14 protein-coding genes are annotated in these 10643 nt (G+C 49.4%); 1 reads left to right on the top strand and 13 read right to left on the bottom strand.

What is annotated here, in order from left to right:
- From HMPREF1246_RS10125 to HMPREF1246_RS03545, 13 genes are all read right to left on the bottom strand, one after another.
- Window positions 1-329 (bottom strand): hypothetical protein (locus tag HMPREF1246_RS10125; protein ID WP_231368217.1); only part of this gene is annotated, 329 nt, incomplete at its 3' end.
- Window positions 298-504, bottom strand: coding sequence for a hypothetical protein (locus HMPREF1246_RS03600; RefSeq protein WP_016459866.1), 207 nt, complete (start codon window positions 502-504; stop codon window positions 298-300). The genes HMPREF1246_RS10125 and HMPREF1246_RS03600, both read right to left, overlap by 32 nt.
- 49 nt (window positions 505-553) lie before the next feature.
- Complete coding sequence (locus HMPREF1246_RS03595; protein WP_021736714.1) at window positions 554-832, bottom strand: hypothetical protein; 279 nt, start codon at window positions 830-832, stop codon at window positions 554-556.
- Between the two features lie 9 nt (window positions 833-841).
- Window positions 842-1129, bottom strand: coding sequence for a helix-turn-helix domain-containing protein (locus HMPREF1246_RS03590; RefSeq protein WP_021736713.1), 288 nt, complete (start codon window positions 1127-1129; stop codon window positions 842-844).
- 246 nt (window positions 1130-1375) lie between these two features.
- Entirely contained in the window at window positions 1376-2104 is a 729-nt protein-coding gene (gene rsmG / locus HMPREF1246_RS03585) for a 16S rRNA (guanine(527)-N(7))-methyltransferase RsmG (protein ID WP_014129189.1), read from the bottom strand.
- Window positions 2101-3981 (bottom strand): tRNA uridine-5-carboxymethylaminomethyl(34) synthesis enzyme MnmG, encoded by a 1881-nt coding sequence (mnmG, locus tag HMPREF1246_RS03580; protein ID WP_009015004.1) that lies wholly within the window; start codon window positions 3979-3981, stop codon window positions 2101-2103. The genes rsmG and mnmG overlap by 4 nt, the downstream gene beginning before the upstream one ends.
- 28 nt (window positions 3982-4009) lie before the next feature.
- A complete protein-coding gene (mnmE, locus tag HMPREF1246_RS03575; protein ID WP_009015003.1) occupies window positions 4010-5377 on the bottom strand; it encodes a tRNA uridine-5-carboxymethylaminomethyl(34) synthesis GTPase MnmE in 1368 nt (455 codons plus the stop codon).
- 59 nt (window positions 5378-5436) lie between these two features.
- On the bottom strand, window positions 5437-6195 hold the full coding sequence (gene jag, locus HMPREF1246_RS03570) for an RNA-binding cell elongation regulator Jag/EloR (RefSeq protein ID WP_021736703.1): 759 nt from the start codon (window positions 6193-6195) through the stop codon (window positions 5437-5439).
- 37 nt (window positions 6196-6232) lie between these two features.
- Window positions 6233-6865 carry a YidC/Oxa1 family membrane protein insertase gene (locus tag HMPREF1246_RS03565; RefSeq protein ID WP_009015001.1) on the bottom strand — a complete coding sequence of 211 codons (633 nt, stop codon included), beginning with the start codon at window positions 6863-6865 and terminating at the stop codon, window positions 6233-6235.
- Between the two features lie 27 nt (window positions 6866-6892).
- Entirely contained in the window at window positions 6893-7102 is a 210-nt protein-coding gene (gene yidD / locus HMPREF1246_RS03560; protein WP_021736708.1) for a membrane protein insertion efficiency factor YidD, read from the bottom strand.
- 14 nt (window positions 7103-7116) lie between these two features.
- Complete coding sequence (gene rnpA, locus HMPREF1246_RS03555) at window positions 7117-7467, bottom strand: ribonuclease P protein component (RefSeq protein WP_014129192.1); 351 nt, start codon at window positions 7465-7467, stop codon at window positions 7117-7119.
- Between the two features lie 75 nt (window positions 7468-7542).
- On the bottom strand, window positions 7543-7677 hold the full coding sequence (gene rpmH / locus HMPREF1246_RS03550) for a 50S ribosomal protein L34 (RefSeq protein WP_009014998.1): 135 nt from the start codon (window positions 7675-7677) through the stop codon (window positions 7543-7545).
- Between the two features lie 129 nt (window positions 7678-7806).
- Complete coding sequence (locus tag HMPREF1246_RS03545) at window positions 7807-8547, bottom strand: gamma-glutamyl-gamma-aminobutyrate hydrolase family protein (RefSeq protein ID WP_021736717.1); 741 nt, start codon at window positions 8545-8547, stop codon at window positions 7807-7809.
- Window positions 8548-9145: 598 nt separating this feature from the next.
- On the opposite strand from HMPREF1246_RS03545, the gene HMPREF1246_RS03540 reads away from it, so the two are divergent.
- Window positions 9146-10597, top strand: a complete 1452-nt coding sequence (locus HMPREF1246_RS03540) for a phosphoethanolamine transferase (protein WP_231368216.1) — start codon at window positions 9146-9148, stop codon at window positions 10595-10597.
- The last annotated feature ends 46 nt before the right edge of the window (window positions 10598-10643 follow it).

Here is a 10643-nt window from a genome sequence, read left to right as displayed (position 1 = left end):
ATTATTCCTTCTGGTCGGTTCTTTTTGTCGTAGGGGAGGGGCCTTTGGCCCATTTTTGTTGTACCTTCTTCTTGCAGCCTGCGGATGGCTTCCTCATTGAGCCAGTACCATTCCTCTCGAGAAAGTTTGGTACTTTGCAGGGCATCATAATAGGCAGCGACCCGGCAAAGGAGAGGCCGCTTTTTATGAATGAGACACAAATGAGTCTTTTCATCATAATGGCGGAACACGCCATTGCTGCAATCCAGGGTGGCTCCTTCAGAGATGGTGTCCACACGTTCAAAGAAAAGGCTAAATTTACTGCAGGAAAAGGGCATGATTTCCTTCAATCTTGATGATGGCTTTCCCTGATTCTTCCGTCAACGTCCCGTTTTCGCGAAGGAGGGGCATATCAATGAGGATTTTCAACGTCTTATCAAGTAGAGTTGCCTTTCCGACAGTCTTTTTTTCCTCGCCTCCATCCATCCGCCAATCCGCCCCTTCTCGTCGGATGATAAGTTTCATTTCTGATGCTGCCCATTTCAAAATGAACTTCGAGTTTTCCCATGATATCTCAGATCTGCTGGGCCCGCGTCTCAATGGTTTCAAGAAATGCAATACGGCTCTCGCACACTTCTAGCAATTTCCGCGACTCGGCGAGGAAGCTTCGGGCATCATCTATCGCTTCATCAGCCTTATTTTCCATGAAAACGTCCGCTACAAGAAGAGCAGAGGCCGCAACAATCCTGCCGAGGTCAGCCGTTCCGCCAGCAGCAAGGATGGCATTGGTTGCCGCCGCATCGTTGAGGCCGGCAATGGCCGTTCCCATCGACGCGCTGGCAAGGGATCCCACTAAAATTCTTTATGCTTCGTTCTCCTTTTCCCAATGAAGAAGTTTTTTTTCCGTTTCCGTCAGTGTCATCAGTTCCGATACATCAATGCCCAAAGCATCGGAAATATCCATGAGCGTTGACAGAGGGATGCTGTCATGATAGGTTCCCCGCTCAATCCGGGAAATCGTATCCGGATGAAGATGGGCCAAACTCCCCAGGTCTGCCTGACCGAATCCGTTATGCACGACAGCCCGCAGCATCCGGTAATAGCGGATCTTGGCCCCAATGAATCGACAAAACTTATGTTTTTTGTCCATTATGCGGCGTCTCTTGCACGCTCACCAACCTTTCTCTCATCCTGTCTTTCAAACTTGCATATCCTCCTTCCCTATTTATCGCATTGTATCATGGCAGGATATGATTATGGGGGATTTTTTTAGTACTCATTCCTTAAAAGCCCGATTTCAAGGGAAATTTAGAAATAAATCAGTATGATAGAGTAAAAAAGGACTGGGTCCGAAGTCATTCCGGTCCAGTCCACAGTTAAGGTATCTTCTATTTTATTATTTAGGTTTCACAGCAAGTGGACGCTTAGTCGCAATACCCGGCCGTCTGGGATACTGCTCGCCCGTAGGACGGATTTTTTCAATGGTAATGATATAACGCTTATCGTCAAGGCCGGGCAGGGTCAGATGGCGAATATCAACAATCTTTCCGCCCAAGATGGAAATGGCCTGACGGCCTTCTTCTGCTTCTTCCATGCCCTTGCTGCCCTTCATGGCGTAGAAGACGCCGCCAACCCGCACAAGGGGCAGGCAGTATTCCGCAAGGACGGGCATAGGCGCTACAGCCCGGGCAACGACAACATCAAATTTCTCGCGCAGCTTCGGGTCCCGCCCCGCTTCTTCGGCTCGCGCATGGTGACAGCGAATCTGGCCAAGGCCCATGTCCTTTGCCACCTTCTCAAGGAAGGCAAGGCGCTTTGCCAAGGAATCGATGAGGGTGAGACGCATAGTCGGATCGTAGATCTTCAGAGGCAGTCCTGGAAATCCCGCTCCCGTTCCCACATCGGCAATCGTCCGATTATGGAAGCGCTTTTCGTTATAGATAGTCAGGGAATCAACCATATGCTTTACCGCCACTTCTTCCGGGTCTGTAATGGCTGTCAGGTTAAGGAAGCGATTTGTCTCCAGGAGTTCATCCTTATAGATTTCAAAACGCCGGAGCGCTTCGTCAGAAAGGGTCAGGCCAATTGCTTCGGCACTTTGCTTCAAGGTCTCCAAATAGGTCATGCTTCTTCTCCTTTGCGTCTCCGCGATTCCAAATAGACCATAAGGACGCTGATATCAGCAGGGGAAACACCGGAAATACGGCTGGCCTGACCAATGGAAAGGGGCCGCTGCTTTTCCAGTTTTTCCGCTGCCTCCGAAGATAGTTCATGGAGGGCACTATAGTCGATATCGTCCGGGAGCAGGCGGTTTTCGAGCTTCATGGCCCGCATGACTTCCTGTTTCTGCTTATCGATATAGCCCTTGTACTTGACTTCTACGTCCACTTCCTCTGCAGCAACGGGGGAGAGGGGTTCGAGGTCAAAGGCTTGCTGGAGCTTTTCGTAGGTAATTTCCGGACGGCGCAAAAGTTCCATCATGTTGATAGAGCTCTTTAAGGGCACGGAGCCCATAGCCATAATCTTTTGCTGATTTTCTTCCGACGGGGCCAAGTTCTTTTTCGAAAGGGCAAAAAGTGCCCGTTCGATTTCGTCCCGTTTCTTCGTAAAGGCAGTATAGCGGTCGTCCTTGACAAGGCCCACATTGCGGCCTTTCTGCGTCAGGCGCAGATCGGCATTATCCTGCCGCAGAAGCAGGCGGTACTCGGCACGGCTTGTCATCATGCGGTACGGTTCCGTCGTTCCTTTCGTCACGAGGTCATCAATGAGGACACCAATATAGGCATCGCTCCGTCCCAAAATGAAAGGCGGCCGGTGATCAAGCTTCAAGGCGGCGTTGATGCCTGCCATAAGGCCCTGGGCCGCTGCTTCTTCGTAGCCACTCGTGCCGTTTGCCTGCCCGCAGCTAAAGAGCCCCTTGATGGCTTTATGTTCGAGGCTTGCCGTAAGCTGCAGGGGATCGAGGCAGTCATACTCAATCGCATATCCAGCCCGCATCATCTTGCAGTGCTCCAGACCCGGAATGGTCTGCATGAAAGCAACCTGGATTTCGGCGGGGAGAGAGGAGCTCATGCCCTGGACATAGATTTCATTGGTCCTGAGCCCTTCCGGTTCCAAAAAAAGCTGATGACGGCTCTTATCGGCAAAACGGACGATTTTTGCTTCAATGCTCGGGCAGTAGCGAGGGCCTACACCTTCGATGGTTCCGTTGAACATGCAGCTCCGGTCAAGGTTGTCACGAATGATCTGATGGGTCCGGGGGTTGGTATAGGTCAAGTAACAAGGAACCTGCTGACGTTCCGTAATAGGGCTGATAAAGGAGAAATTCCGCACCGCTTCATCACCGTACTGCGGCTCGGTCCGCGAAAAATCAATGGTCCGACGGTCCACACGAGCCGGTGTACCTGTCTTGAAGCGCATGAGCGTAAGCCCGGCTTTCACGAGGGAATCGGTCAGTTTCATGGCTGAACGCTGCCCATTAGGGCCTGCCATATAGGCAACTTCCCCATATAGGATACGCCCCCTTAAATAGGTCCCTGTGGCAAGGATGACGCAGGGAGCTTCAAAGACTTCCCCTGTTTCAGCAACGATACCTTCTACAGCACCACCGCGAACAAGGAGCTCATCGATCATGAGCTGCTTGACGTCGAGGTTTTCTGTGTTTTCCACGACTTCCTTCATAATGGTATGGTAGAGCGGCTTATCTGCCTGGGCCCGGAGCGCCTGGACAGCATAACCCTTGCCTGTATTGAGCATGCGCATCTGGATGCAGGCTTCATCAGCCGCAATCCCCATTTGCCCACCCAAGGCATCGATTTCCCTCACCAAATGGCCTTTGGCCGGTCCCCCTACAGACGGATTGCAGGGCATGAGGGCAATATTATCCATGGAAAGGGTCGCAAGGAGGGTCTTTTTTCCCATCCGAGCTGCCGCTAGGGCTGCTTCGCAGCCAGCATGGCCCGCACCTACGACAACAACATCATAATGATCCACAACGATCATGCTACTTTTTATCCTCCTCTACCGTGTCCTATTTTCCGACGCAGAACTGTGCAAAGATCTCATTGATGATTTCCTCAGGCACATCATCACCCGTAATTTCGCCCAGCTCATGAAGAACCTGGGTCAGGTCAATCGTGAGGCAGTCGTAGGGGAGATGGGCCCGCGCATCGCGAAGCGTCTCTGCAAGATGATGGGCTGCCTGTTCAAGCAGCATTCCCTGACGGGCATTTTGGGTCATCAGTCCCATTTCGGCATCGGATCCTTCGCCCATGACAAAATGACGGAGATGGATTCCAACCTGATCCATTCCAGCACCATCTTTAACGGAAAGAGAAAGGACGTCGCCGCCCGAAAGAGCTTCCACTTCCTCCCGCGAAAGGGCCGGTGCAAGGTCACTTTTATTGAGGAGCACCAGATGGGGACGGTTCTTGACCGCTGCAAGGAGTTTCCGGTCTTCGTCCGTGAGGGGACTTGCGCTGTCCAAGACGACAAGGACCAGTTCCGCGTCTTCCAAAATGGCGCGGCTGCGTTTTACACCAATCTGCTCCACATAGTCTTCTGTATCCCGCAGACCTGCCGTATCGGTCAGTACTAAGGGGATCCCGTCAAGGGTCATCTGCTCTTCAATGATGTCCCGCGTCGTGCCGGGGATATTGGAAACGATGGCCCGGTCCGTCTGGAGCAGGCGATTCAGGAGACTTGATTTGCCAACATTGGGGCGGCCCACAATGGCTATCCGCAGGCCCTCGCGAAGGATCTGCCCCGTCTCTCCTTTCTTGCGCAGCTGCATGACTGCATCATAGCACTGCTGCAGCACACCTTCGGTTTCGTCATAGGTCACGTCTTCAATATCATCTTCCGGATAGTCGATGATGGCTTCCAGATGGACCACCAAATCCCGCAGGCGGCCGCGGATTTCCCTGATGGAACGGGACAGGGCCCCTTTATGGCCTCTTCCGGCTGCAACAAGGGCACGGCGGCTCTTGGCATTGATGATATCCATGACCGCTTCTGCTTCCGTAAGGTCAAGACGGCCATTGAGAAAAGCCCGTTTTGTAAATTCTCCAGGTTCTGCTGGTCTTGCCCCTTCGCTAAAGGTCAGCCGCAGGATTTCTTTCAGCGCTTCCCGTCCGCCATGGCACTGGATTTCCACCACGTCTTCTCCCGTGTAGGAATGGGGGCCCGGCATATAGACTGCCAGGACCTCATCCACATCGACACCCTTCCCGTCATGGATATGACCATACTGCAGATAACGGGGACGGGAAGAGGAAAGGGGTTCTTTTGCCCGAAAAATCCGATTGACGAGACGGAGACTTTCCGGTCCGCTGACGCGGATGATGCCCACGGCGCCAACGCCCAGGGCGGTCGCAATGGCACTGATTGTATCTTCCATGATTCCTCCAAAAAAAAGCTCCGAACAAGGGTCCGGAGCACGTAACGTTCAAGTGTGATTTATTTGAGGTCGATGACGACTTTACGGTAAGGTTCTTCGCCTTCACTGTAGGTCACGATCCCGGGCTCGTTTTGCAGGGCCTCATGAACGATCTTCCGTTCATAAGGATTCATCGGTTCAAGAAGCGCCTTGCGGCCCGTCCGCTTGACGCGATGGGCAAGGTTGTGAGCCAGTTTTTCCAATGTATCCCGGCGGCGTTTCCGGTAGTTTTCGGCATCAAGGACAATGCGGTGCCATTCTTTCTTTCCTTTATTGGCTGCAAGGTTTGTCAAATATTGCAAACTGTCCAGCGTTTGGCCATGCTTGCCAATAAGGACACCCAGCCCATCCCCATGGAGTTTCAGTTCAATTTCACCATCCTTGCGATTGATGAACTTTTCGATGATGAAATCCATCCCCATGGCCTTGAAAAGGGTTTCCAGAAAGGTCTTGGCATCTTGGGCAGCGGCTTTCCGTTCTTCCTCAGCATCAGAAGAAACAGGCGCTTCGGTGACTTCAGGTTCCTCTTTCGGAGCAGGTCCTTCCGGCGTTTCCGGGACCGTTTCTAGTTGTTCTTCAAAAGAGTCCGGTGCCGCAGCCTTTTCCGCTTCCTTTACAGTAACCCGTACCTTGGCGTCCCGCTTGATGAGTCCAAAAAGGGCATCCTTGCCTTCTTCCAGGACCTCAATGAGGACATCTTCACGGCTTACGCCGAGTTCCTTGAGGGCAGCCTGGACAGCATCGTCCACGGTACGCCCCGTCTTTTCAATGCGATTCATATCCATGCCTCCTTGCCGCTTGGCATTGTCTACTCTTTTAGGCTTTCTTATCGGCCCGGTCCATAAAGAACTGCTGACCAATCTGCATGAGGTTCATCACGACCCAGTAGAGAACCAGACCAGCCGGGAATTTCAAGCTGATATAGCCAATGAACAAGGGCATGAAATAAAGCATGACCTTCCCCGTCGGATTATCGGACGGCGGCATGCTCTGCCGAGATTGGATATAGGTCGTCAAAGCAGACAGGATAGGAAGGATATAATACGGATCGGGCTGACCGATACTCTGCATCCAAAGGAAGCTGCTCGGCCCTTCATAGTTAAAATCACGGATTCCGTAGAAAATGCCAATCATGATTGGCATCTGGATGACAAGGGGAAGGCATCCAGCCAGGGGATTGACCCCTTCTTTCTTGTACAGCTTGGACAGCTCTTCATTGAGCTTCATCTTATCATCGCGATAACGCATCTGAAGTTCCTTCATACGAGGCTGGATGCGACTCATAGCCTTTGTTGAGGCGATTTGACGCTTCGTCAAAGGGTAGAGGAGCAATTTGATGAGGATGGTCATGATGATGATGGCAAGCCCGTAACTCGGCTCTCCAATCATGCGGGTTGCTTCATAGATGGCAGAAACCACCTGCTGCACAAACGAACTTAAGAATTCCAAGTTTTTTCTCCTTTTCTCCTGCTGCGGTCAGGGTACCGGGTCATACCCGCCCTTATGGAAGGGATGACATTTCAGTATTCTTTTCGTAGCCAGATAGGTTCCTTTCAGAAAACCATACTTTTTCACCGCTTCCAGCGCATATTGGGAGCACGTAGGATAGAACCTGCAGCGAGGCGCAAGAAGAGGGGAAATGCAAATCTGATAAAAACGAATCAGGAAGATTGCGATCGTTTTCATAGGCCTCTCCGGATCTATAACAGTCCGGCTTTCTTTGCCAGACGCAAAAACACAGTCTCATACATAGCAAAGGGTGCATGAGCCAACCGACGTCTGGCTACCCAGACGATGGAAACGGGCTTTTTAAGGCGGTACTGGTGCTGACGAAAGGTTTCCCTCATCCGCCGTTTGATCTTGTTGCGCAAGACCGCATTTCCCAGTTTCTTCCCTACGGCTGTTCCCAGCTGGGAATGGTCATGAGGAGAAGGCAGAAAATAAAAAACGCCATAGCCATCCACAACGGATTGACCCTTGTCATGGATCTTTTGGAAATCCTCATGGGCCTTGACCCGATGAGCCTGCGTATAGGTGTTTTTTCTGGGCATTTGTTCTTGTTCCAAAGCGATTGGCACCTGCCTCATAGAGTAAAATAGGCCGCGAAAGGCGGCCCATCTCATAGTTTATGCAGATAATCTCTTTCTGCCCTTCGCACGTCTTCTTTTCAAGACTTGTTTTCCACCCAAAGTCTTCATTCTTTCTCTGAAGCCATGAGTTCTTTTTCTTCTCGTGTTGTTAGGTTGGAACGTTCTCTTCATCTATTAACCCTCCTTACTTCAAAGGTGATTTGCCAAGATCGATCAAAAAATCATTTGACAGCTCATACAATTATATGCTATGGGACGGGGTGTGTCAACCGATTTTCCCGCTCAATCTTTGTGTTTCTCTTATTTTTGCACGCTTTTCTCAACGCGTGCAATGAACTGTTCGAAAAGAGCCCGCATTTCCGGATGCTCGCGCCACATATTCTCCGGATGCCACTGTACGGCAGCAACTTGGTCACTGCCTGCTGATTCTATGCCCTCAATGACACCATCCGGTGCCATAGCCGTAACAACAAGACCCTTGGCTACATCCTTCAAGGCCTGATGATGCCGAGAGTTTACATAGGCCGTATCCCCCAGGGCCGCATGGAGCAAGCTGCCTTTCTTGACATTTACATGGTGGACGGGATAGGCCCCGTAGGCTTTTTGGCTGTGGCCGATGTAAGCACTGGGGCAGTCAGCCTGAAGATCTTGATAAACCGTACCGCCAAGGGCAATATTGAGGACCTGGATGCCGCGGCAAATGCCAAAAATGGGTTTTCCTGCCTCATAAAAGGCCCGAATGAGATCGATTTCAAAGCGGTCCATCTTGTAATCCGCACCGCCCACTTTCCACGTCGGTTCTTCTCCAAAAAGGGTCGGGTCCACATCCTGTCCGCCGGGAAGAAAAAGTGCGTCGGCAAGGTCCACATAATCCTTTCCACTAGCGCCTTCCACATCGGGAAAAACAATGGGAAGCGCGCCCAGTTCACCCAGAATGGTCACAATATCCCGTGGCACGTAGGGTGCCTTTTGGTAAGTAGGTACCTCGTCCCGTAAGGTCAAAGTCCTGCTCACAAGACCAATTCGAATTTTTTTGCTCATGAAAATCACTCCTTCAGTTTCATGCTCATACGCCGCATTATACCATATTTTAAGGAAAACATAAGCGGCATCTCATTTTCCATCCCTTTTTCCGCCCTTTTATCTGGAAAAGTCGCCCTTTTTTGCCTAATATCTATTTCTGTCCATTTTATCTCCCCACTAAAAGCAAAAAAAGTTGTATGATATAAGGCGTTATATTTATTACAATTTTTTCTAGTTTTATCTTATTATTGCATGAATTTATAACCAAGATGGAGGTCTAGCCGTGCGTTCTTTTCAAATTCATTTCTCCCAATCCCAGAATCATTTCCTGCTTGCTTTTTCTTCTTATGCTATTTTATTCTTTCTTTTTGAATATTTTCTCGGGCAGCCTCTTTCTCAATCCTATAAGTTAGTCCTTTTTGAATCGCTTTTCTTTGCCTTGCTAGGGTATATGATGAACTTTTCTACAGCCTTTCTAAAAAGTTGGACCGTCCTTTTCCTTCTCTATGAAAGTCCAATCCTTGTGCTTTCGCAGAACCCCCAAAGCACTCTTTTTCCTCGTGACGCCGTCCTTGCCTCCGGTCTGGTTCTTTTTGGCTATGGAGGAAGTCTTCTTTTGGAATGTCTTGCAGAGCATACATCCTACAAGAAAATAATCACTTGCATTTCCAGATTCTTATTCATATCCGCAATTGTTTTTCCCTTGCCCACATTGGTTTATCTTTTGATCAGCGGTGGGAAGGCACTTTCTTCAGATATTATGCTGACACTCTTTCAAACAAATGAGGAAGAAGCCTTAGCTTATATCAAGAGTCTTCCTTCCGCAGCTCTGGTCGGAAGCCTTCTCCTTTTTTCTCTGCTCGGTGCCTTAGGCCATGATCTCTTAAAACTCCGGCAACAGGTTCTTTCAAAAAAGAGGCCCGACTTTCCTGTTAAACTGATCGTATTTCTTACTTTATGCCTTATCATCTTTCCCGTAAAAGCAAAAAGTTACTCCTTTTTTGTAGCCATGAAAGAGACAAAAGAAATTCTTGCTGACTACAGTCATTACGAGAAATCACGTAATGAACGGCTTGACCGCCTAGAACAATTGAAAGGCCTTTCTGTTTCACCTAAAGCAAAAGGCCTCTATGTCCTTGTCATTGGTGAGTCAGCCACAAGGGATCATATGGAAAGCTATGGATACAAACGCCACACAACACCATTTCTGGAAAGCTTCAAAAAAGACCCAGGAACCCTGCTTTTTTCTAAAGCATTTTCCAATCATACGCATACCGTCCCCGTTCTCACCTATGCGTTAAGTCAAAAGAATCAATACAACAATATTCCTTTACAAAAAGCATATTCCTTGATTGAAATAGCTAAAAAAGCAGGATATGAGACCTATTGGATCAGCAACCAGCGAAAATATGGAGCATGGGACACACCCACATCAGAAATGGCCGGAACAGCAGATCACCAAGTGTTTATCAATGGCCGTGCGGGAAAAGGAGTGGGTTCCACTTATTATGACAAGGCCCTGTTGGATCATGTACCGATTGTCGATAGCGCTCATCCTACTCTTATTGTTTTTCACGTGATGGGGAGCCATGCTTCTTATGAAGATCGATATCCAAAAAATGAAACCTATTTTTCTGGGGGCAACAATCATATCGATACCTATGACAACACCATCCTTTATACGGACCAGTTCCTGAAACAACTCTATGTTAAATTAAAGAAAATGCAAGATTTTCGTGGCCTAGTCTACTTCTCCGACCATGGTGAGGACAGCCGTAAAGGCATCGGTCACAACGCCACTCAATATGAACCCATCATGACCCATATTCCTTTTGTTGTCCATCTTTCATCGGAAAGCCGAAAAGAGAGGCCTCTTTTATGGCAGGTTCTTCAATCCCATAAGGACTGCTGGTGGACCAATGACCTTCTCTATAATTTTATGGTGACACTTCTTGGTATCGAAAACGCGCCAGAAAGTGACTCTTCCCTTGATATCGCATCACCTAATTATAATCTTCCCCTTGAAAAGGCTCGGACACTTCACGGCAAAAAGAAATTGGATCCCTAAATAAAAAGGATCGTTGGACATTTTTCCAACGATCCTTTTTATTTAG

Source organism: Acidaminococcus sp. BV3L6 (assembly GCF_000468835.1).
In the GTDB taxonomy this organism is placed as follows: Bacteria; Bacillota; Negativicutes; order Acidaminococcales; family Acidaminococcaceae; genus Acidaminococcus; species Acidaminococcus intestini.
Note: the sequence above shows the minus strand (reverse complement) of the source record. Positions and strands in the feature narration are given on the sequence as shown.

Coding starts and splice junctions, on each gene's coding strand:
- mnmG (WP_009015004.1), bottom strand. CDS start 3,981: ATGATCGTTGTGGATCATTATGATGTTGTTGTCGTAGGTGCGGGCCAT.
- rpmH (WP_009014998.1), bottom strand. CDS start 7,677: ATGAAGAGAACGTTCCAACCTAACAACACGAGAAGAAAAAGAACTCAT.
- HMPREF1246_RS03590 (WP_021736713.1), bottom strand. CDS start 1,129: ATGGACAAAAAACATAAGTTTTGTCGATTCATTGGGGCCAAGATCCGC.
- rsmG (WP_014129189.1), bottom strand. CDS start 2,104: ATGACCTATTTGGAGACCTTGAAGCAAAGTGCCGAAGCAATTGGCCTG.
- rnpA (WP_014129192.1), bottom strand. CDS start 7,467: ATGCCCAGAAAAAACACCTATACGCAGGCTCATCGGGTCAAGGCCCAT.
- HMPREF1246_RS03600 (WP_016459866.1), bottom strand. CDS start 504: ATGAAACTTATCATCCGACGAGAAGGGGCGGATTGGCGGATGGATGGA.
- mnmE (WP_009015003.1), bottom strand. CDS start 5,377: ATGGAAGATACAATCAGTGCCATTGCGACCGCCCTGGGCGTTGGCGCC.
- yidD (WP_021736708.1), bottom strand. CDS start 7,102: ATGAAAACGATCGCAATCTTCCTGATTCGTTTTTATCAGATTTGCATT.
- jag (WP_021736703.1), bottom strand. CDS start 6,195: ATGAATCGCATTGAAAAGACGGGGCGTACCGTGGACGATGCTGTCCAG.
- HMPREF1246_RS03545 (WP_021736717.1), bottom strand. CDS start 8,547: ATGAGCAAAAAAATTCGAATTGGTCTTGTGAGCAGGACTTTGACCTTA.